Source organism: Flavobacterium sp. (assembly GCF_031537875.1).
Taxonomy (GTDB): domain Bacteria; phylum Bacteroidota; class Bacteroidia; order Flavobacteriales; family Flavobacteriaceae; genus Flavobacterium.
In genome coordinates this window covers 47386-66167 of the sequence record NZ_JAVKNB010000006.1, presented here as the reverse complement: position 1 = coordinate 66167, position 18782 = coordinate 47386, and the positions used below count along the sequence as shown (strand labels likewise).

Sequence of the window (18782 nt, the reverse complement as noted above, 5' to 3'; positions counted from 1 at the left end):
TTATTTTAATTGTTCTTAATGGATTTTTCAAAAGGAACGCGTTGTAAAATACTACGCCCCAAAGTTACTTCATCCGCATATTCCAGTTCATCACCCACTGAAATTCCTCTAGCGATAGTAGACAATTCCACTGGATAGTTCATAATTTGTTTGTAAATATAAAAATTGGTTGTGTCGCCTTCCATAGTAGAGCTTAACGCAAAAATAATTTCACTCACACCACCTTGCTTCACTTTTTCCACCAAAGGACTAATATGCAACTGACTCGGCCCTACGCCATCAATAGGCGAAATCTTCCCTCCTAGCACATGGTAAATTCCTCTAAATTGTCCGGTGTTCTCAATCGCCATCACGTCGCGAATATCTTCCACTACACAAATAAGCTGATGGTTCCGACTCGCATTGGCACAAATTTCGCAAATCGCACTGTCCGAAATATTATTACAACTAGTGCAATGTTTGATTTCCTCACGCATAGTAACTAAAGCTTGTGACAAATACTGTGTTTGCTCCTGAGGTTGTTTCAACAAATGCAAAACCAATCGCAAAGCCGTACGTTTGCCAATTCCTGGCAATTGCGACATCTCATTGACTGCTTTTTCTAATAACTTTGAAGAAAATTCCATGGATACAAAAATAGTGAATTGGACAAACGTATCGTCTTAATATTGATTGGTAGCCAATAACACCAAGGTACAAGCTACCTCTACTTGGATATCGTTCAAGGCTAATAACTGGTAAAATTCAGGATTTTCAGTTCCCGGATTAAAGATGACACGCTTAGGATGTGCCTCAATAATATAATTATAATAATCTCTTTGGCGCACTGGATTCAGATACAAAGTAACCGTATCAATACTTTTAATCGGCAAGGCTTTCGTCTGAATTTTAATCCCAGCCACTTCTCCTGCATTTTGCCCTATCGCTAAAACCGAATGCCCTTTAGCAACCAAATTCGTAATCGCTTTAAAGGCGTAACGCTCTGGTTTAGTTGTAGCTCCCAGCACCAATGTTTTTTTATTTTTCATCTATTTGAATTGTGAACACAAAAGTAATCAAAAAGAAACGGTTGTATTAAATTATTCTAACTAAACCGTAGCTTTGGGTAAGAAAATTTCTGCCATCATACATCGCGCACTTCCACCCCCACAAGCTTCAATAGTATCTAAATTAGCACTCAAAATTGTAAGATGTTCTTCCAGTTGGGCGATTTGCTTTTTAGTCAAACTTTGACGAGCCGACTCACTCATAACTAAATACCTGCGTTCATTAGCTCCTACTACTTCCAACATATTGCCTGCAAAATTGTTCAATTGCGCTTCAGTAATCAAGATGATTTCTTTTTCATCGCCACGCAAACTATCTAAGACCATTTTGCGCTCTTTTTTATCATCAATACAATCAGCACAAATTACAGCGAACGTATCTCCAATACACATCATTACATTAGTATGATAAATTAACTTACGTTCATCCTCAACCGTTTGAAACGCCTCGAAAATAACGGGAGTATATTCAAAATCCTCACAAAATTCAATAAACAATTCTTCATCAGCACGCGGAGACAAAGCACAATACGCCTTCCCATTTTCTCTATCCAAAACGATACTTCCTGTTCCTTCGAGGAAAAAACCCTCCGCTTCAGCTGAAGTATAGTCCATAATTTCATTGATTTCAAAACCCTCTTCTTCCAAGATATCTAAAATATCTTCTCGGCGCTCTAAACGTCTGTTTTCAGCAAACATGGGATACAACACCACATCACCATTTTCATGAAAAGAAATCCAATTGTTTGGAAAAATACTATCAGGAGTATCCAATTCGGGACGATCATCCACTACAATCACCTGCACGCCTACCGCTCTTAATTGAGCTACAAAAGCATCAAATTCCTGCTGTGCTTTAGCATTAACCGTTGCTGGTAACAATCCATCTAATACTTTTTGATAATAATTATTAACAGCAGTTTGTTCGTTCATTCGAAACGCCACTGGGCGAATCATTAGAATAGCGTTAGTAGTTTGGTTCATATTTTTTTGTTTTCGGTTATTGGTTGTCTGTCTTTGCGAACGTAGTGAAGCCTGCCTGCGGCAGTCAGGCAATCTCAAATTTGCCACGAAGTCGCAAAGGCACAAAGTTTTATCTATTGTTTCTGTTTTCAGTTATCTGTAGGAATCACGTTTTCCAGTTGGATTCAACATATTGTATAAATGTATAGATTTTTGCCCCTAAAACATCATAGTCGGCAATAAATTGATCTACATCTGGGAGTAAACCAATGTATATATGTTTTATTTTCAATAAATGTGCTTTGGTTTCTAAACAGCTAGAATGAGAATAAACCAAAAATTTAATAAAATCGGCTTTATATCGCTTTCTTCCATACCCTTCTACTATATTTGAATTTACCGAATCGGCAGATCGTCTAATTTGGCTACCCAATTCATACAACTCATACTTTGGCAATTGCAATGAAGCTTTATGAATTTTATAAAATAGGACTAAACTAATCTTGTATATGTCTAAATCTTCATGACTTTTCATTTTAATACAATTCTAAATTACACAGCAGTCAACTCACAACCGATAACTGATAACAGAAAACCAACAACAGAAAACCGATCACTCCCTAATCAAAGGCAAAGTCGAGCATCGCAATAAGCCTTCTTGTTTGGCTATTTCAGCATACGGAATTTCTTCAACGGTAAATCCATTGTTACGAAGCCAATTATTCAATCTATGAAATTTTCGTTCGGATACCACAACATCAGGAGCAATAGAAAACACATTGGAATTCATATGATACATTTCTTTGCGTTTAATATGAAAGAGATTGTCTTTTCCAAACAAGTCCACTAAAAACAGATAATCGGCTTCTTCCCGAAAACCTCTTTTATAGATGATTCCCTTGTCTTTGCCAACAGGCTGAAAACAACAATCCAAATGCAGTGCATTATCGCGGGCTTCTATTTTGGATTTAACCAAATCGAATTCCTTTACTATTTTATTTGGAAACAACTTTCTAAGGTACTCTACTCCTTGTACATTCGTTCTAGCAGTGATATAATCTTTGTAATCACTTCCTTTATAGGTACCAACGAAGATATAATTATTCCACAACATCACATCACCTCCTTCAATATGTACTGCTGAGGGTGGACGAACCACTTTGCTAGGATTGATTTGATCAATAATATACTGTATCGCATCCAATTCTCGTTCTCTATCAGGCAAAATATTCGACTTAACAAATACATCATCAATCACAAACCCAATGTCACGCGTAAAAATCTGATTGTAGTTAGGAATCAATTGCGGACGAAAAACGGTTACATCATATTTTCTCAACACCGACTCAAAAGCATCCATTTCAAGCACCATATCTTGTTCAACGGGATAAGTCCCTGCTTTGATATGCTCTAATGATTTAGGGTCGTATGCCTCTTCAGGTTTGGGAGTTGGTCCATTGCTCACAGCAGTTCCTAAAACCACTGCCCGTAAGCGTGATGTTTCGTCTTGTACATGTAATTGTAACATAAATTCGGGATTTAAGTGAGCTAAGATAACAAAAAAAGCTTCACTGGAAAGTGAAGCTTTAGATTTATTGAAGTAGAAATTATCGTTTAAATTCTCTCAAGGGATGACCGATATATATTTGTCTTGGTCTTCCAATAGGCTCTTTATTTTCGCGCATTTCTTTCCATTGTGCTATCCAACCTGGTAATCTTCCAATAGCAAACATTACGGTAAACATATCCGTTGGAATTCCTAACGCTCTGTAAATGATTCCAGAATAGAAATCAACATTAGGATATAAATTTCTTGATTTGAAGTATTCGTCTTCCAAAGCCGCAGCTTCCAATTTTTTAGCAATGGCTAAAATTGGATCTTCAACGCCTAGGGTACCTAATACTTCGTCAGCTGCTTTTTTAATAATTTTAGCTCTCGGATCAAAGTTTTTATACACACGGTGTCCAAATCCCATCAAACGGAATAGATCGTTTTTGTCTTTGGCTTTTGCCAAATATTTATCCGCATCACCACCTGTTTTATAAATTTCTTCTAGCATTTCAAGTACCGCTTGATTTGCACCACCATGAAGTGGACCCCATAGCGCTGAAACTCCAGCAGAAATAGAAGCAAACAAACCAGCATGAGAAGAACCTACCATACGCACTGTAGAAGTAGAACAGTTTTGCTCGTGATCAGCATGAAGTATAAATAATTTATCTAAAGCATTAATAACAACTGGATCGGCTGCGTAAGGACCTGTAGGCAATTCAAACATCAAACGCATGAAGTTTTCTACATATCCTTTTGTATTGTCATAGTAGTTCAATGGGAAGCCCATACTTTTTCTATACGTCCAAGTAGCAATCACTAAGAATTTACCCATAGTCTTACATACCGCCTCATACATTTCTTTGCTGTTCTCTACATTAACTGATTTTGGATTAAATGCAGTCAAAGCACTTGTCAAAGCAGACAACACACCCATTGGATGCGCAGTCTTTGGGAAACCGTCAATGATATTCTTCATTTCTTCGTTCACCAAAGTATATTTTCTAATATCCTCTTCAAACTGATGCAATTGCTCGGTAGTTGGCAATTCGCCAAAAATAACCAAATAAGAAACCTCTAAGAAATTCGACTTTTCGGCCAAATCTTCGATAGAATATCCTCTGTAACGCAAAATACCTAACTCACCGTCAAGGAATGTAATTTCACTTTTGCAAGAACCTGAATTTTTGTAACCTGGATCAAGTGTGATTAAACCTGAAGCGTCACGTAATTTACTAATATCGACAGCGCCTTCATTTTCACTTCCTACAATAACGGGAAGTTCAAATTGATTTCCATCGATTTCTAATGTTGCTATTTTTGACATAATATAAAAAGGAAATAAACTTAATTAAATAATTATTCCTCAAATTTAGGGAATTTCATATTAATTTGAAAGCGAAATTTGAGGTGAAAATGTTAAAATTCAAAAAAAAAGCCATTCACGAAGCGTGAATGGCTTTAAAATAATAAGATATGTTTAATTATTTTATCTTGAATGCATTTTTTCCAGGGAAATAAGCCGTGTTGCCAAGCTCTTCTTCAATACGAATCAACTGATTGTATTTAGCCATACGATCAGAACGTGAAGCCGAACCTGTTTTAATTTGACCACAGTTCAAAGCTACTGCTAAGTCAGCAATAGTATTATCTTCTGTTTCTCCTGAACGGTGAGACATCACTGAAGTATAACCCGCATTTTTAGCCATGTTTACAGCAGCAATAGTTTCTGTCAAAGTACCAATTTGGTTTACTTTTACTAAAATAGAATTAGCAATTCCTTTTTCAATACCAGTTGACAAACGCTCTACATTAGTTACAAACAAATCGTCTCCAACTAATTGTACTTTATCACCAATTTTTTCGGTCAATAATTTCCATCCATCCCAGTCGTTTTCATACATACCGTCTTCGATAGAAATAATTGGATATTTAGCAGCTAATTCTGCTAAGTAAGAAGCTTGTTCTTCTGAAGTTCTAATTTTTCCTGTTTCACCTTCAAATTTAGTGTAATCGTATTTCCCGTTTACATAAAACTCTGAAGCAGCACAGTCTAAAGCAATCATAATTTCGTCTCCAAAAGTATATCCTGCATTCTCAACTGCTTTTTTGATTGTATCCAAAGCATCTTCAGTACCACCAGCTAAATTAGGTGCAAAACCACCTTCGTCACCTACAGCAGTAGAAAGACCTCTATCGTGTAATACTTTTTTCAAGCTATGAAAAATTTCAGTTCCCATTTGCATAGAATGAGAAAATGAAGTCGCCTTTACAGGGAAAATCATAAACTCTTGGAATGCGATAGGTGCATCTGAGTGAGAACCTCCGTTGATGATGTTCATCATAGGTACTGGCAAAGTGTTAGCTGAAACACCACCTACGTATCTGTATAATGGCAAACCTAATTCATTAGCAGCAGCTTTAGCAGCAGCCAAAGAAACTCCTAAAATAGCATTAGCTCCTAATTTTGATTTATTAGGCGTACCATCTAAATCAATCATCATTTGATCCAATACATTTTGTTCGAAAACAGAAGTACCTACTAACTCATCAGCGATAAGAGTATTTACATTGTTCACTGCATTCAAAACTCCTTTTCCTAAGAACGCTTTTCCTCCGTCACGTAACTCAACAGCTTCGTGTTCTCCAGTAGAAGCTCCAGATGGAACTGCTGCTCTTCCTAGAACACCGTTTTCTGTGATAACATCAACTTCAATAGTAGGATTCCCTCTAGAATCAAAAATTTGTCTTGCGTGAATTTTAACGATAATACTCATAATCATTTATTTTATAATGTTGAACTCTATAATTTAAACGCAAATATATTACATCTTTCGTAATCAAAACACAAAAAAAATCAATCTTATTAACGAAAACGTTGTAATTTTTAAGTAATAATTACAGTCAAATTGTGATTATCAAAGTTTTAAAAGAAATAACACTCAAATACGGCAAAATGTTAAATAAAAAAGCGGAGTACTACTACTCCGCTCTAATAACATCTTCAAAGGATGTAATTATTTTTTCATGTTGTCAATAAATTGATCAAACAAATACGAAGAATCGTGTGGTCCTGGACTAGCTTCTGGGTGGTATTGTACTGAAAAACAATTTTTATTTTTCATACGCATTCCCGCAACGGTCTCATCATTCAAATGTAAATGAGTGATTTCTAAATCAGGATGTTGTTCCAACTCTTCTTTATTTACAGCAAACCCGTGATTTTGAGAAGTAATTTCCCCTTTACCCGTAATCACATTTTTAACAGGATGGTTGATACCACGGTGTCCGTTAAACATTTTATAAGTAGAAACACCATTAGCCAAAGCAATCACCTGATGTCCTAAACAAATTCCGAATAAAGGTTGATTATTGGCTATAATTTCTTTAGCCACACCGATAGCACTTGTTAAAGGATCTGGATCCCCAGGCCCATTAGACAAGAAAAAACCATCTGGATTAAATGATGCTAAATCAGCATAAGAGGAATCATAAGGAAACACCTTGATGTAACAATCTCTTTTCGCAAAGTTGCGAAGAATATTCGTTTTAATACCTAAATCCAAAGCAGCAATTTTATAGGTAGCATTCTCCTCTCCAAAGAAATAAGGAGCTTTAGTAGACACTTTAGAAGCCAACTCTAATCCTTTCATATCTGGGACTTGGGCCAAAGCAGCTTTTAATTCCTCAATTGGAGTACCATCAGTACAGATAACCGAGTTCATAGCACCGTGGTCACGAATATAACTTACTAAGGCACGTGTATCTACATCCGAAATACAAATCAAATTTTGTTTGGTAAAATACGCTTCCAAACTCTCTGAAGCATCCGGACGAGAATAATTAAAGCTGAAATTTTTACAAACCAAACCAGAGATCTTAATGCCTTGAGATTCTATTTCTTTATCATTAACACCATAGTTACCAATATGAGCATTAGTAGCTACCATAATTTGTCCAAAATAAGAAGGATCAGTAAAGATTTCTTGATATCCTGTCATTCCGGTATTAAAACATACTTCTCCAAAAGTAGTTCCGCTAATTCCAATTGATTTTCCGTGAAAAATAGTCCCATCACTTAGTAAAAGAATGGCGCTTTGTCTAGTTGTGTATTTCATTTGTAGTTTAATATGCTGCAAATTTAATTCATAAAAGCAGCGAATGCAATAAATTGATTGAAGATTTTTTCAGTGCGTTATAAAAATTTCAAAAAAAAAAGGATAAACTAAAAATTAGCTTATCCTTTTCTATTATTGAATGATTATAATCATAATTATTCAGCAGCTTCTGTTGTTGGTTCAGCATCAGCAGCTGGAGCTTCTGCAACAGGAGTTGCTTCTACTTCGTCTGCTTTTTTAGCTTTTCCACCACGACGGCTTTTTGCTTTTTTAACTTCTTTTTTACCTCCGTTGTAAAGTTCGTTAAAATCTACTAATTCGATCATTGCCATATCAGCATTATCTCCTAAACGATTTCCAACTTTAATGATACGTGTGTATCCTCCTGGACGATCACCTACTTTAGCCGCAACATCTCTGAACAAGTCAGTAACTGCATATTTGCTACGTAGGTAAGAAAAAACAATACGACGATTGTGAGTCGTATCAGCTTTTGATTTTGTTATTAATGGCTCAACGAATTGTTTAAGCGCTTTTGCTTTAGCAACAGTAGTGTTAATACGTTTGTGCTCAATTAGAGAACAAGCCATATTAGCTAACATAGATTTTCTATGTGCAGTCTGTCTGCTTAAGTGATTGAATTTTTTTCCGTGTCTCATTGCTTTATGAAATGTAACCTACCCTAGTGGGAGATTAGATTATTCTTTATCTAGTTTGTATTTTGCCAAGTCCATTCCGAAGGTCAAGTTTTTAACCGCTACTAACTCATCAAGTTCAGTCAACGATTTTTTACCGAAATTACGGAATTTCATTAGGTCATTTTTATTGAACGATACTAAATCACCAAGTGTATCAACTTCAGCCGCTTTCAAGCAGTTTAAAGCTCTAACAGAAAGATCCATATCAACAAGCTTAGTTTTAAGCAATTGTCTCATGTGTAATGATTCCTCATCGTATGATTCTGTTTGTGCAATTTCGTCAGCCTCAAGAGTGATTCTTTCGTCTGAGAACAACATGAAATGGTGAATTAAAACTTTAGCAGCTTCAGTAAGAGCATCTTTAGGATTGATTGAACCATCAGTTTTGATTTCAAAAACTAATTTTTCATAATCTGTTTTTTGCTCTACACGGAAGTTTTCAATAGCATATTTTACATTTTTTACCGGAGTAAAAATAGAGTCTGTAAAAATGGTTCCAATTGCAGCATTTTGTTTTTTGTTCTCTTCAGCAGGAACATATCCTCTACCTTTTTCGATAGTTAAATCGAAATTCAGTTTGATTTTACTATCTAAATTACAGATAACAAGTTCTGGATTCAAAACTTGGAAACCTGAAATGAATTTTTGAAAATCACCAGCTGTTAATTGGTCTTTACCAGAAACTGAAATAGTAACTGATTCATTATCTACATCTTCTATTTGACGTTTGAAACGTACTTGTTTAAGATTAAGGATAATTTCGGTAACGTCTTCAACAACTCCTGAAATAGTAGAAAACTCATGATCTACACCTTCTATACGAACAGATGTAATTGCATAACCTTCCAATGCTGAAAGCAAAACTCTTCTAAGTGCATTACCAACGGTCAATCCGTAACCAGGTTCTAAAGGTCTAAATTCAAATTTACCTTCAAAATCGGTTGAATCGATCATGATAACTTTATCGGGCTTCTGAAAATTAAATATTGCCATAAATTTCGACTAAGTCAATTATTATTTGTTGTACAACTCTACGATTAATTGTTCTTTAATGTTTTCTGGAATTTGCAATCTTGCAGGTACAGAAACAAAAGTTCCTTCTTTAAGATCGTTGTTCCATGTAATCCATTCATAAACATGACTTGAATTAGATAAAGAACGTTCGATAGCCTCTATTGATTTAGATTTTTCACGAACCGCAACTTTATCACCAGGTTTAAGGTGGTAAGAAGGAATATTAACTACTTCACCATTTACAGTGATGTGTCTGTGAGAAACGATTTGACGAGCACCTCTTCTAGAAGGAGCAATACCCATTCTAAAAACAACGTTATCTAATCTTGCTTCACATAATTGTAATAAAACTTCACCAGTAACACCTTTAGTAGCTGATGCTTTTTCGAATAAATTTCTGAATTGTTTTTCTAAAATTCCGTAAGAATATTTAGCTTTTTGCTTTTCCATCAATTGGACAGCATACTCAGATTTTTTTCCTCTTTTTTTAGCCATCCCGTGTTGACCAGGTGGGTAATTTCTTTTTTCGAAAGCTTTATCGTCTCCGAAAATTGCCTCGCCGAATTTACGAGCGATTCTTGTACTTGGACCAGTATATCTTGCCATTTTAAATTGTTTAAGATAGAGATTATGAATTCAGGTCTTATCCTTCGATAATCTATAGTCTATCTAGGTTATACTATAATTATTTTTGAGTATTAAACTCTACGTCTTTTAGGAGGACGACACCCATTATGAGGCATTGGAGTTACATCAATGATTTCAGTAACTTCAATTCCACCGTTATGCAAAGAACGGATAGCAGACTCACGTCCGTTTCCTGGTCCTTTAACATACACTTTTACTTTTTTAAGTCCAGCTTCAAGAGCTACTTTAGTACAATCTTCTGCTGCCATTTGAGCTGCGTACGGAGTATTCTTTTTAGAACCTCTGAAACCCATCTTACCAGCTGAAGACCAAGAAATAACTTCACCTTTTTTGTTAGTCAAAGAAATGATGATGTTGTTAAAAGTAGCAGAAATATGAGCTTCTCCCGTTGATTCAACGATAACTTTACGTTTTTTTGCAGTTGCTTTAGCCATATTACTTATTATTTAGTTGCTTTTTTCTTGTTAGCAACAGTTTTTCTTTTACCTTTTCTTGTTCTAGAGTTGTTTTTAGTTCTTTGACCTCTCAATGGAAGACCAGATCTATGACGGATACCTCTATAACAACCAATATCCATTAAACGTTTGATGTTCAAAGAAACCTCAGAACGCAATTCTCCTTCAATTTTGAAAGCAGATACCGCTTCACGAATTGCTCCGATCTCAGCATCATTCCAATCTTGAACTTTTTTATCTTGGCTAACTTGAGCTTTTTCTAAAATCTCAATTGCTCTACTTTTTCCTAATCCGAAGATATAGGTAAGTGCTATAACACCTCTCTTGTTTTTTGGGATATCTACCCCTGCTATTCTTGCCATAATTATCCTTGTCTTTGTTTAAATCTAGGATTCTTTTTGTTGATTACGTATAATCTTCCTTTTCTACGTACGATAATGCACTCGGCACTTCTCTTTTTTACTGATGCTCTTACTTTCATTGTTGAAATATCTTTTAATATCTATAAGTAATTCTTGCTTTTGACAAATCGTAAGGACTCATTTCTAGTTTCACTTTATCACCAGGTAATAATTTGATGTAATGCATACGCATTTTTCCAGAAATATGAGCAATTACAATATGTCCATTTTCTAACTCTACACGGAACATCGCATTGGATAATGCTTCAATGATGGATCCGTCTTGTTCTATTGCTGATTGTTTTGCCATAAGTTAAGCTACTGCTTTTCTATTTTTACCAGTTTTCATTAAACCATCATAATGTTGATTCAACAAGTATGAATTGATTTGCTGTATGGTGTCGATAGCTACTCCAACCATAATAATTAAAGAGGTACCTCCAAAAAACATTGCCCAAGATTGTTGAACATCCATAATGCTTACAACAATTGCTGGGAACACAGCGATTAGAGCAAGAAATAAAGACCCTGGGAAAGTAATTAAAGACATCACTTTATCAAGAAAATCAGAAGTTTCTACACCTGGTTTTACACCCGGAATAAATCCTCCACTTCTTTTCAAATCATCAGACATTTTGTTAGTAGGAACAGTAATAGCAGTATAAAAGAAAGTAAACACAACAATCAAAGTTGCGAAAACAAAATTATACCAAAAACCGAACATATTACTAAAAGCACCAACAATAGATTGAGATGCATCTGATTTTGATAATCCTGCAACAGCAGCTGGAATAAACATAATAGCTTGTGCAAAGATAATTGGCATTACTCCTGCAGCATTTAGCTTAAGAGGAATCCATTGTCTATTACCACCCATTACGTCTTGTTCGTAATCTCCAGTTGAAGTACGACGAGCATACTGTACAGGTATTTTACGTACCGCCATCACTAACAATACACAAGAGATAATTACTAACAACCAAACAATAATTTCGATAACCAATAACATTGGTCCTCCATTATTATTAGTAACTCTAGTTGTAAACTCTTGAATAAATGCTTGTGGTAAACGAGCCAAAATACCCACCATGATTAACAATGATATACCATTACCAATACCTTTATCAGTAATTTTTTCTCCTAACCACATAGCAAATATGGTACCTGTAGTTAAAATAACTACTGAAGAAAATAAGAACTCGAAAGAATTAAACCCTAATAAAAAGGCATTACTTGGTAATGTTCTGTATAAATTGTAAATGTAAGTAGGACCTTGAAGTAAAGTAATTCCAATTGTTAACCAACGAGTAATTTGATTTATCTTTTTTCTTCCACTTTCACCATCACTTTGAAGCTTTTGCAAATATGGAATTGCAATACCCATTAACTGAACCACAATAGATGCAGAAATATAAGGCATAATTCCTAAAGCAAAAACTGACGCTTTAGAGAAAGCTCCACCTGTAAACATGTCTAATACAGAACCAATACCTTGTTTGGTTTGTCCTGCTAGACCGCTCAATTGTGTAGCGTCAATCCCTGGAAGCGTAACGTGTGCTCCAAAACGATATATTAAAAGTAAACCAAGAGTTAAAAGAATACGATTCTTTAACTCTTCGATTTTCCAAACATTACTTATTGATTCAATAAATTTCTTCATCTTAATTGAAAAATTATAGTGTTACTGCTTCACCACCAGCAGCTTCAATAGCCGCTTTTGCAGTAGCAGTAAATTTATGAGCAGTTACTTTTAATTTTGCTTTCAATTCTCCTCTACCTAAAATCTTAACGATTTCATTTTTGGTAGCCAAACGATTAGCAACATATACTGTCATATCAACAGTATCAGTAATTACTCCATTATCAACTAATAATTGAAGGGTATCTAAATTAACACCTTCGTATTCTTTACGATTGATGTTTGTGAAACCAAACTTAGGTACACGTCTTTGAAGTGGCATTTGACCTCCTTCAAAACCAATCTTTTTAGAATAACCAGAACGAGATTTAGCTCCTTTATGTCCTCTAGCGGCTGTACCACCTTTACCAGAACCTTCTCCTCTACCTAATCTTTTATTTTGATTGTGTGTAGCACCTTCAGCAGGTTGTAAGTTACTTAAATTCATAACTATAATTGTTATTTAACTTCCTCAACGGAAACTAAGTGTTTAACTTTATTTATCATACCAAGGATTGCAGGATTTGAATCATGCTCTACAACTTGTCCCATTTTACGTAGACCTAAAGCTTCTAAACCTCTCTTTTGAGAAAGAGGACAGTTAATTTTGCTTCTAACTTGTTTTACTAATAATTTAGCCATAATTTCCTTGAATATTAACCTTTAAAAACTTTTTCTAAAGATACTCCTCTTTGTTTTGCAACAGTGTGAGCACTTCTCATTTGTAACAAAGCATCAAAAGTTGCTTTTACTACGTTGTGAGGATTTGAAGATCCTTGAGATTTAGATAATACGTCGTGAATACCTACTGATTCAAGAACTGAACGAACAGCTCCACCAGCAATAACTCCTGTACCATGAGAGGCTGGAATTAAGAACACACGTGCACCACCAAATTTACCTTTTTGTTCGTGAGGAACTGATTGTCCATTCAAAGGAATTCTCACAAGATTTTTCTTAGCATCTTCTACTGCTTTCGCAATTGCTTCAGAAACGTCTTTAGATTTTCCTAATCCATGACCTACCACTCCGTTTTCATCACCTACAACTACAATAGCAGAAAAACCAAAAGCTCTACCACCCTTTGTAACTTTAGTAACACGATTTACACTCACCAAACGGTCTTTTAATTCAAGACCACTAGGTTTTACCAACTCTATATTTTTGTATTTATTAGACATACTATATTAGAATTTAAGTCCAGCAGCTCTCGCGCCTTCTGCTAATGATTTAATACGACCGTGATATAAATAACCTCCTCTATCGAAAGTTACTGCATCAATACCGGCTTTTAACGCTTTCTCTCCAACTAGTTTTCCAACTGCTGCAGCAACTTCAACGTTTGTACCTTTACCTATTTCTTTTTCTCTTGAAGAGGCAGCTAATAAAGTAACTCCATTTACATCGTCAATTAATTGAGCGTAAATTTCTTTGTTACTTCTAAACACAGAAAGTCTAGGTTTAGCAGCAGTACCGCTAACAATCTTTCTAATTCTGAATTTAATTCTCTGTCTTCTATCAGATTTTGTTAATGACATAATCTTATTTTTTAAGCTGATTTACCTGCTTTTCTTCTTAATACTTCACCTACGAATTTAACACCTTTTCCTTTGTATGGCTCAGGCTTACGGAAACCTCTGATTTTCGCAGCTACCTGTCCTAAAAGTTGTTTGTCAAATGATGTTAATTTCACAATTGGGTTTTTACCTTTTTCTGAGATAGTCTCCACAACAACTTCTGGAGCTACTTCTAAAATGATATTATGTGAATATCCAAGAGCTAAATCTAATTTTTGTCCTTGGTTTGAAGCTCTATAACCTACTCCTACCAATTCCAATTCTTTAGTAAAACCTGTTGATACACCTTGAATCATGTTATTGATTAAAGATCTGTATAAACCGTGTTTTGCTCTTTGGTCTTTCTGATCAGACGATCTTTCTACTAGAACTTGACCGTCTTCAACTTTTACAGTAACGTCCGAAAACTCCTGTGTAAGTTGACCATTCTTTCCTTTTACTGTAACAACACCATTAGCAACTTCAACAGTTACTCCGGCAGTAATTACAATTGGATTTTTACCTATTCTTGACATCTTATATAGTCTTTAATATTAGTATACGTAACAAATTACTTCACCACCTACATTCAATTGCTTAGCTTGTTTCCCAGTCATAAGACCTTTAGAAGTAGAAACAATCGCAATACCTAATCCATTAAGGATTCTTGGAATTTTAGAAGCACCTGCGTATTTACGTAAACCTGGTTTACTAATTCTTTGGATATCTTTGATTACAGGCTCTTTAGTATCTTTATCATACTTCAAAGCAATTTTGATAGAACCCTGAACGGTATTCTGCTCAAATTTGTAACTTAAGATATACCCTTGATCAAATAAGATCTTTGTAATCTCTTTTTTTAGATTAGAGGCAGGAATTTCAACAACTTTGTGGTTTGCAGCCACAGCGTTACGAACTCGCGTCAAGTAATCTGCAATTGGATCTGTATACATATGTATCAATTTGCGGTTTTGGTTTTCGATGGCACTCTGCCATCGAACCTTAAACCAATTTATAATTCTTTATTCTTACCAGCTAGCTTTCTTAACTCCAGGAATTAACCCGTTGTTAGCCATTTCGCGGAATGTTACACGTGAAATACCAAATTGACGAATATATCCTCTTGGTCTTCCAGTCAATTTACAACGATTGTGTAAACGAACAGGTGAAGCATTTTTTGGTAATTTTTGCAAACCTACGAAATCTCCAGCTTCTAACAAAGCTTTTCTTTTCTCAGCATACTTCGCTACCGTTTTTTCTCTTTTCACCTCGCGGGCTTTCATTGATTCTTTAGCCATGTCTTAATTCTTTTTAAAAGGTAATCCTAATTCAGCCAATAACGATTTTGCTTCCTTATCGGTTTGAGCAGTAGTAACAAATGTGATATCCATACCAGCAATTTTGTTCACTTTATCAATATCAATTTCAGGAAAAATGATTTGCTCTAAAACTCCAAGGTTATAGTTACCTCTTCCGTCGAATCCAGTAGCTTTAATACCACTAAAATCTCTAACACGTGGCAAAGCAGAAGTAATAAGTCTATCTAAAAACTCATACATTCTTTCTCCACGAAGGGTTACTTTTGCTCCAATTGGCATTCCTTTTCTCAATTTAAAAGACGCAACGTCTTTCTTAGAGATTGTAGAAACTGCTTTTTGTCCAGTGATCTTTGTCAATTCATCAACTGCATAGTCGATTAATTTTTTATCAGATACAGCTGCACCAACTCCACGGCTCAAAACGATTTTTTCCAATTTTGGAACTTGCATTACGTTTGTATATCCGAATTCCTCTTTAAGAGCAGAGATTACTCTGTTCTTGTATTCTTCTTTTAGTCTAGGTGTATATGCCATCACTATAGTACTTGATTAGATTTTTTTGAAAATCTCACTTTCTTATCTCCTTCTACTCTAATACCTACTCTAGTTGTTCCTTTTGTTTTAGGATCAATTAAAGCAATATTTGAAATTTGAATAGAAGCTTCTTTCTTAACGATACCACCTTGAGGGTTTTTAGCACTTGGTTTAGTATGTTTCGAAACCATGTTTACACCTTCAACTATCGCTTTGTTTTTCTCACGGTACACGCGTAAAACTTTACCTTCAGCACCTTTATGGTCACCTGCGATAACTCTTACTACGTCTCCTGATTTTATTTTTAGCTTTATCATCTTAAAACGAATTAAAGCACTTCTGGTGCTAATGATACAATTTTCATGAATTGTTTTTCACGAAGTTCTCTTGCTACCGGACCAAAAACACGAGTTCCTCTCATTTCACCAGCAGCATTTAATAACACACATGCGTTGTCATCAAATCTGATGTATGAACCGTCGGCTCTTCTCACTTCTTTTTTGGTACGTACAACAACTGCAGTTGAAACAGCTCCTTTTTTAACGTTTCCGTTTGGAGTTGCATCTTTGATAGAAACTACAATCTTGTCACCAACAGAGGCATACCTTCTTTTGGTACCTCCTAAAACACGGATAGTTAAAACTTCTTTAGCTCCTGTGTTATCTGCTACTTTTAGTCTTGATTCTTGTTGTACCATAATTATTTAGCTCTTTCAATGATTTCAACTAATCTCCAACATTTTGATTTACTCAAAGGACGCGTTTCGCTAATTCTTACAGTATCTCCAATGTTACAGTCGTTTGTTTCGTCGTGTGCAACGTATTTTTTAGTTTTCAACACGAACTTACCGTATAATGGGTGTTTTACTTTACGTACTTCAGCTACAACAATAGATTTCTCCATTTTGTTAGAAGTAACAACACCAATTCTCTCTTTTCTTAAATTTCTTTTTTCCATCTTTCAGCAGATTACAATTATTGTAACTCTCTTTTTGTAAGCTCAGTCGCTAATCTTGCAATTGTTCTTCTTACAGTTCTAATCTGTAATGGATTTTCAATTGGTGAGATAGCGTGAGCCAATTTTAGGTTAGCATAAGCTTTCTTAGTCTGGCTAAGTTTTTCTTGCAACTCCGCTGCAGAAAGATTTTTTATTTCTGATTGTTTCATAATATAATTAGATTATGCTTCGAAATCTCTCGCAATAACGAATTTAGTTTTTACTGGAAGCTTTTGTGCTGCAAGACGTAACGCCTCTTTTGCAACTGACAAAGGTACTCCTCCAACTTCAAACATAATTCTTCCGGGTTTAACAACGGCAGCCCAATACTCAACTGCTCCTTTACCTTTACCCATACGTACTTCAAGAGGTTTCTTAGTGATTGGTTTGTCTGGAAATATTTTAATCCATAATTGTCCTTCTCTCTTCATGTAACGAGTTGCAGCAATACGCGCAGCTTCAATTTGACGAGAGGTTAAGAACATTCCATCTTCATGTACAGATTTAATACCAAACATTCCATTAGAAAGTTCATGCCCTCTTTGAGAGTTTCCTTTCATTTTACCTTTCTGTACCTTACGGTATTTTGTTCTTTTAGGCTGTAACATTTTTCTTTAGTTTAAAAATTTACTTTCTTTTACGAGCGTCTGGTTTTCCACCTTTATTAAAGTTAGATTTGCCTCTAGGAGCATCTCCACCTTTACCACCTGCACCAGATTGTTTTTTGTCCATTCCAGCAAGTGGAGAAAGATCTCTCTTTCCATAAACTTCACCTTTCATGATCCATACTTTAATACCCATTCTACCATAAGTAGTATGCGCTTCAGCTAAAGCATAATCAATATCGGCTCTGAAAGTTGATAGAGGAATTCTACCTTCTTTGAAACCTTCTGAACGCGCCATCTCAGCTCCATTCAAACGACCAGAAATCAATACTTTGATACCTTCAGCGTTCATACGCATAGAAGCAGCAATAGCCATTTTGATTGCACGTCTGTAAGAAATACGACTTTCGATTTGACGACAGATACTTGTTGCAACTAAATAAGCATCAAGTTCAGGTCTTTTGATTTCAAAGATGTTAATTTGAACCTCTTTGTCAGTAATTTTCTTAAGTTCTTCTTTCAACTTATCTACCTCTTGTCCACCTTTTCCGATAATGATACCAGGTCTAGCAGTAGTGATAGTAACGGTTACAAGTTTTAAAGTTCTCTCGATGATTACTTTTGATACACTAGCTTTTGATAAACGAGCATGGATATACTTTCTGATTTTGTGATCTTCGGCTAATTTATCACCGTAATCATTTCCACCATACCAGTTAGAGTCCCATCCTCTGATGATACCAAGTCTATTTCCAATTGGATTTGTCTTTTGTCCCATCTTTATTAATTGCTTTGTGTGTTATTAATAGCTCCTAACACGATTGTTACGTGGTTAGAACGTTTTCTAATTCTGTGTGCACGACCTTGTGGAGCTGGACGAAGTCTTTTCAACATCATTCCACCATCTACTCTGATCTCTTTTACAAATAAGCCTGCTTCAGCTACATTACCTTCACTATTTTTTTGCTCCCAGTTATTGATGGCAGATAATAATAGTTTCTCTAATTTTCTTGAAGCTTCTTTTGAGCTAAATCTTAATATATTAAGTGCTCTTTCCACTTTCTGACCTCTTACCAAGTCCGCAACTAAGCGCATTTTTCTAGGTGAAGTAGGGCAGTTATTCAATTTTGCAAAAGCTAGTGACTTATTAGCCTCTTTTCTTGCGTCTGCTGTTTCTCTTTTACGAACTCCCATTGCTT

31 protein-coding genes are annotated in these 18782 nt (G+C 35.4%); all 31 read right to left on the bottom strand.

Features of this window, described 5'->3' with window-relative positions; genetic code table 11:
• Positions 1-5 precede the first annotated feature (5 nt).
• On the bottom strand, positions 6-626 hold the full coding sequence (recR, locus tag RMR09_RS02770) for a recombination mediator RecR (RefSeq protein WP_310594295.1): 621 nt from the start codon (positions 624-626) through the stop codon (positions 6-8).
• Positions 627-662: 36 nt separating this feature from the next.
• Entirely contained in the window at positions 663-1028 is a 366-nt protein-coding gene (locus tag RMR09_RS02765; protein WP_310594294.1) for a CoA-binding protein, read from the bottom strand.
• A gap of 60 nt (positions 1029-1088) precedes the next feature.
• The gene (gene ctlX / locus RMR09_RS02760) at positions 1089-2030 is read right to left on the bottom strand and encodes a citrulline utilization hydrolase CtlX (RefSeq protein WP_310594293.1); all 942 of its coding nucleotides are present in this window, start codon (positions 2028-2030) and stop codon (positions 1089-1091) included.
• 145 nt (positions 2031-2175) lie between these two features.
• Positions 2176-2544: a four helix bundle protein gene (locus RMR09_RS02755; protein WP_310594292.1), complete on the bottom strand. Its 369-nt coding sequence runs from the start codon at positions 2542-2544 to the stop codon at positions 2176-2178.
• Between the two features lie 78 nt (positions 2545-2622).
• Positions 2623-3537 carry an arginine deiminase family protein gene (locus RMR09_RS02750; protein WP_310594291.1) on the bottom strand — a complete coding sequence of 305 codons (915 nt, stop codon included), beginning with the start codon at positions 3535-3537 and terminating at the stop codon, positions 2623-2625.
• Positions 3538-3616: 79 nt separating this feature from the next.
• Positions 3617-4888 carry a citrate synthase gene (locus RMR09_RS02745; RefSeq protein ID WP_310594290.1) on the bottom strand — a complete coding sequence of 424 codons (1272 nt, stop codon included), beginning with the start codon at positions 4886-4888 and terminating at the stop codon, positions 3617-3619.
• 157 nt (positions 4889-5045) lie between these two features.
• Complete coding sequence (eno, locus tag RMR09_RS02740) at positions 5046-6338, bottom strand: phosphopyruvate hydratase (RefSeq protein ID WP_229316097.1); 1293 nt, start codon at positions 6336-6338, stop codon at positions 5046-5048.
• A gap of 240 nt (positions 6339-6578) precedes the next feature.
• Positions 6579-7679 carry a glutamine-hydrolyzing carbamoyl-phosphate synthase small subunit gene (gene carA, locus RMR09_RS02735; protein WP_310594289.1) on the bottom strand — a complete coding sequence of 367 codons (1101 nt, stop codon included), beginning with the start codon at positions 7677-7679 and terminating at the stop codon, positions 6579-6581.
• 155 nt (positions 7680-7834) lie between these two features.
• Positions 7835-8338, bottom strand: a complete 504-nt coding sequence (gene rplQ, locus RMR09_RS02730; protein WP_310594288.1) for a 50S ribosomal protein L17 — start codon at positions 8336-8338, stop codon at positions 7835-7837.
• Between the two features lie 39 nt (positions 8339-8377).
• Complete coding sequence (locus RMR09_RS02725) at positions 8378-9370, bottom strand: DNA-directed RNA polymerase subunit alpha (RefSeq protein ID WP_310594287.1); 993 nt, start codon at positions 9368-9370, stop codon at positions 8378-8380.
• Positions 9371-9391: 21 nt separating this feature from the next.
• Positions 9392-9997 (bottom strand): 30S ribosomal protein S4, encoded by a 606-nt coding sequence (gene rpsD, locus RMR09_RS02720; RefSeq protein ID WP_296686329.1) that lies wholly within the window; start codon positions 9995-9997, stop codon positions 9392-9394.
• Positions 9998-10089: 92 nt separating this feature from the next.
• Positions 10090-10473, bottom strand: coding sequence for a 30S ribosomal protein S11 (gene rpsK, locus RMR09_RS02715; protein ID WP_229316093.1), 384 nt, complete (start codon positions 10471-10473; stop codon positions 10090-10092).
• 8 nt (positions 10474-10481) lie between these two features.
• Entirely contained in the window at positions 10482-10856 is a 375-nt protein-coding gene (rpsM, locus tag RMR09_RS02710) for a 30S ribosomal protein S13 (protein ID WP_296686325.1), read from the bottom strand.
• A 2-nt stretch (positions 10857-10858) separates the two neighbouring features.
• Positions 10859-10975, bottom strand: coding sequence for a type B 50S ribosomal protein L36 (gene ykgO, locus RMR09_RS02705; RefSeq protein ID WP_002987490.1), 117 nt, complete (start codon positions 10973-10975; stop codon positions 10859-10861).
• A gap of 14 nt (positions 10976-10989) precedes the next feature.
• Positions 10990-11205, bottom strand: a complete 216-nt coding sequence (infA, locus tag RMR09_RS02700; protein WP_007136545.1) for a translation initiation factor IF-1 — start codon at positions 11203-11205, stop codon at positions 10990-10992.
• A 3-nt stretch (positions 11206-11208) separates the two neighbouring features.
• Positions 11209-12555: a preprotein translocase subunit SecY gene (gene secY, locus RMR09_RS02695; RefSeq protein WP_310594286.1), complete on the bottom strand. Its 1347-nt coding sequence runs from the start codon at positions 12553-12555 to the stop codon at positions 11209-11211.
• Between the two features lie 13 nt (positions 12556-12568).
• Positions 12569-13021 carry a 50S ribosomal protein L15 gene (gene rplO, locus RMR09_RS02690; RefSeq protein WP_229318514.1) on the bottom strand — a complete coding sequence of 151 codons (453 nt, stop codon included), beginning with the start codon at positions 13019-13021 and terminating at the stop codon, positions 12569-12571.
• 11 nt (positions 13022-13032) lie between these two features.
• The gene (rpmD, locus tag RMR09_RS02685; RefSeq protein ID WP_264533718.1) at positions 13033-13215 is read right to left on the bottom strand and encodes a 50S ribosomal protein L30; all 183 of its coding nucleotides are present in this window, start codon (positions 13213-13215) and stop codon (positions 13033-13035) included.
• Positions 13216-13229: 14 nt separating this feature from the next.
• On the bottom strand, positions 13230-13754 hold the full coding sequence (rpsE, locus tag RMR09_RS02680) for a 30S ribosomal protein S5 (protein ID WP_024981522.1): 525 nt from the start codon (positions 13752-13754) through the stop codon (positions 13230-13232).
• A gap of 6 nt (positions 13755-13760) precedes the next feature.
• Positions 13761-14111: a 50S ribosomal protein L18 gene (gene rplR, locus RMR09_RS02675; RefSeq protein WP_229318510.1), complete on the bottom strand. Its 351-nt coding sequence runs from the start codon at positions 14109-14111 to the stop codon at positions 13761-13763.
• 11 nt (positions 14112-14122) lie between these two features.
• Positions 14123-14665 (bottom strand): 50S ribosomal protein L6, encoded by a 543-nt coding sequence (gene rplF / locus RMR09_RS02670; protein WP_310594285.1) that lies wholly within the window; start codon positions 14663-14665, stop codon positions 14123-14125.
• Between the two features lie 18 nt (positions 14666-14683).
• Positions 14684-15082 carry a 30S ribosomal protein S8 gene (rpsH, locus tag RMR09_RS02665; RefSeq protein WP_229318508.1) on the bottom strand — a complete coding sequence of 133 codons (399 nt, stop codon included), beginning with the start codon at positions 15080-15082 and terminating at the stop codon, positions 14684-14686.
• Positions 15083-15157: 75 nt separating this feature from the next.
• Complete coding sequence (rpsN, locus tag RMR09_RS02660) at positions 15158-15427, bottom strand: 30S ribosomal protein S14 (protein ID WP_121337687.1); 270 nt, start codon at positions 15425-15427, stop codon at positions 15158-15160.
• A gap of 3 nt (positions 15428-15430) precedes the next feature.
• Positions 15431-15982 carry a 50S ribosomal protein L5 gene (rplE, locus tag RMR09_RS02655; protein ID WP_310594284.1) on the bottom strand — a complete coding sequence of 184 codons (552 nt, stop codon included), beginning with the start codon at positions 15980-15982 and terminating at the stop codon, positions 15431-15433.
• A gap of 2 nt (positions 15983-15984) precedes the next feature.
• Positions 15985-16299 (bottom strand): 50S ribosomal protein L24, encoded by a 315-nt coding sequence (gene rplX, locus RMR09_RS02650; protein ID WP_229318507.1) that lies wholly within the window; start codon positions 16297-16299, stop codon positions 15985-15987.
• Between the two features lie 11 nt (positions 16300-16310).
• Entirely contained in the window at positions 16311-16679 is a 369-nt protein-coding gene (gene rplN / locus RMR09_RS02645) for a 50S ribosomal protein L14 (protein WP_007803649.1), read from the bottom strand.
• Between the two features lie 2 nt (positions 16680-16681).
• Positions 16682-16939 (bottom strand): 30S ribosomal protein S17, encoded by a 258-nt coding sequence (gene rpsQ / locus RMR09_RS02640; RefSeq protein ID WP_264533725.1) that lies wholly within the window; start codon positions 16937-16939, stop codon positions 16682-16684.
• Positions 16940-16956: 17 nt separating this feature from the next.
• Positions 16957-17148, bottom strand: coding sequence for a 50S ribosomal protein L29 (gene rpmC, locus RMR09_RS02635; RefSeq protein ID WP_229318503.1), 192 nt, complete (start codon positions 17146-17148; stop codon positions 16957-16959).
• 12 nt (positions 17149-17160) lie between these two features.
• Complete coding sequence (gene rplP / locus RMR09_RS02630) at positions 17161-17586, bottom strand: 50S ribosomal protein L16 (protein ID WP_077377761.1); 426 nt, start codon at positions 17584-17586, stop codon at positions 17161-17163.
• A 19-nt stretch (positions 17587-17605) separates the two neighbouring features.
• Complete coding sequence (rpsC, locus tag RMR09_RS02625; RefSeq protein ID WP_229318501.1) at positions 17606-18361, bottom strand: 30S ribosomal protein S3; 756 nt, start codon at positions 18359-18361, stop codon at positions 17606-17608.
• Positions 18362-18366: 5 nt separating this feature from the next.
• Complete coding sequence (gene rplV, locus RMR09_RS02620; protein ID WP_264533729.1) at positions 18367-18777, bottom strand: 50S ribosomal protein L22; 411 nt, start codon at positions 18775-18777, stop codon at positions 18367-18369.
• Positions 18778-18782 lie beyond the last annotated feature (5 nt).

Coding starts and splice junctions, on each gene's coding strand:
- recR (WP_310594295.1), bottom strand. CDS start 626: ATGGAATTTTCTTCAAAGTTATTAGAAAAAGCAGTCAATGAGATGTCG.
- RMR09_RS02765 (WP_310594294.1), bottom strand. CDS start 1,028: ATGAAAAATAAAAAAACATTGGTGCTGGGAGCTACAACTAAACCAGAG.
- ctlX (WP_310594293.1), bottom strand. CDS start 2,030: ATGAACCAAACTACTAACGCTATTCTAATGATTCGCCCAGTGGCGTTT.
- RMR09_RS02755 (WP_310594292.1), bottom strand. CDS start 2,544: ATGAAAAGTCATGAAGATTTAGACATATACAAGATTAGTTTAGTCCTA.
- RMR09_RS02750 (WP_310594291.1), bottom strand. CDS start 3,537: ATGTTACAATTACATGTACAAGACGAAACATCACGCTTACGGGCAGTG.
- RMR09_RS02745 (WP_310594290.1), bottom strand. CDS start 4,888: ATGTCAAAAATAGCAACATTAGAAATCGATGGAAATCAATTTGAACTT.
- eno (WP_229316097.1), bottom strand. CDS start 6,338: ATGAGTATTATCGTTAAAATTCACGCAAGACAAATTTTTGATTCTAGA.
- carA (WP_310594289.1), bottom strand. CDS start 7,679: ATGAAATACACAACTAGACAAAGCGCCATTCTTTTACTAAGTGATGGG.
- rplQ (WP_310594288.1), bottom strand. CDS start 8,338: ATGAGACACGGAAAAAAATTCAATCACTTAAGCAGACAGACTGCACAT.
- RMR09_RS02725 (WP_310594287.1), bottom strand. CDS start 9,370: ATGGCAATATTTAATTTTCAGAAGCCCGATAAAGTTATCATGATCGAT.
- rpsD (WP_296686329.1), bottom strand. CDS start 9,997: ATGGCAAGATATACTGGTCCAAGTACAAGAATCGCTCGTAAATTCGGC.
- rpsK (WP_229316093.1), bottom strand. CDS start 10,473: ATGGCTAAAGCAACTGCAAAAAAACGTAAAGTTATCGTTGAATCAACG.
- rpsM (WP_296686325.1), bottom strand. CDS start 10,856: ATGGCAAGAATAGCAGGGGTAGATATCCCAAAAAACAAGAGAGGTGTT.
- ykgO (WP_002987490.1), bottom strand. CDS start 10,975: ATGAAAGTAAGAGCATCAGTAAAAAAGAGAAGTGCCGAGTGCATTATC.
- infA (WP_007136545.1), bottom strand. CDS start 11,205: ATGGCAAAACAATCAGCAATAGAACAAGACGGATCCATCATTGAAGCA.
- secY (WP_310594286.1), bottom strand. CDS start 12,555: ATGAAGAAATTTATTGAATCAATAAGTAATGTTTGGAAAATCGAAGAG.
- rplO (WP_229318514.1), bottom strand. CDS start 13,021: ATGAATTTAAGTAACTTACAACCTGCTGAAGGTGCTACACACAATCAA.
- rpmD (WP_264533718.1), bottom strand. CDS start 13,215: ATGGCTAAATTATTAGTAAAACAAGTTAGAAGCAAAATTAACTGTCCT.
- rpsE (WP_024981522.1), bottom strand. CDS start 13,754: ATGTCTAATAAATACAAAAATATAGAGTTGGTAAAACCTAGTGGTCTT.
- rplR (WP_229318510.1), bottom strand. CDS start 14,111: ATGTCATTAACAAAATCTGATAGAAGACAGAGAATTAAATTCAGAATT.
- rplF (WP_310594285.1), bottom strand. CDS start 14,665: ATGTCAAGAATAGGTAAAAATCCAATTGTAATTACTGCCGGAGTAACT.
- rpsH (WP_229318508.1), bottom strand. CDS start 15,082: ATGTATACAGATCCAATTGCAGATTACTTGACGCGAGTTCGTAACGCT.
- rpsN (WP_121337687.1), bottom strand. CDS start 15,427: ATGGCTAAAGAATCAATGAAAGCCCGCGAGGTGAAAAGAGAAAAAACG.
- rplE (WP_310594284.1), bottom strand. CDS start 15,982: ATGGCATATACACCTAGACTAAAAGAAGAATACAAGAACAGAGTAATC.
- rplX (WP_229318507.1), bottom strand. CDS start 16,299: ATGATAAAGCTAAAAATAAAATCAGGAGACGTAGTAAGAGTTATCGCA.
- rplN (WP_007803649.1), bottom strand. CDS start 16,679: ATGGTACAACAAGAATCAAGACTAAAAGTAGCAGATAACACAGGAGCT.
- rpsQ (WP_264533725.1), bottom strand. CDS start 16,939: ATGGAAAAAAGAAATTTAAGAAAAGAGAGAATTGGTGTTGTTACTTCT.
- rpmC (WP_229318503.1), bottom strand. CDS start 17,148: ATGAAACAATCAGAAATAAAAAATCTTTCTGCAGCGGAGTTGCAAGAA.
- rplP (WP_077377761.1), bottom strand. CDS start 17,586: ATGTTACAGCCTAAAAGAACAAAATACCGTAAGGTACAGAAAGGTAAA.
- rpsC (WP_229318501.1), bottom strand. CDS start 18,361: ATGGGACAAAAGACAAATCCAATTGGAAATAGACTTGGTATCATCAGA.
- rplV (WP_264533729.1), bottom strand. CDS start 18,777: ATGGGAGTTCGTAAAAGAGAAACAGCAGACGCAAGAAAAGAGGCTAAT.